1 protein-coding gene is annotated in these 209 nt (G+C 74.2%); it reads right to left on the bottom strand.

Features of this window, described 5'->3' with window-relative positions:
- Nucleotides 1–209 (bottom strand): PDZ domain-containing protein (locus CCN29_RS33915; protein ID WP_143661467.1); only part of this gene is annotated, 209 nt, incomplete at both ends.

The following is a 209-nucleotide window of genomic DNA, read 5'->3' on the forward strand; positions in this document are numbered from 1 at the left end:
TCCGAGCACCAGGGACACGGTGCGTTCCTTCCCGTCCCGCTCCAGGGTCAGCTCCAGCTTGTCGCCGGGGCGGTGGGCGCGGGTCTTGACGATCAGTTCCTCGCCGGAGTGCACGGGTCGGCCGTCGACCTTCGTGATGACGTCGCCGGAGCGGATGCCCGCCTTGGCGCCGGGGCCGCCGGTGCTGACCGCGGGGCCGCCGTCGCCGC

Source organism: Streptomyces pseudogriseolus (genome assembly GCA_002154585.1).
Lineage (GTDB): Bacteria > Actinomycetota > Actinomycetes > Streptomycetales > Streptomycetaceae > Streptomyces > Streptomyces pseudogriseolus.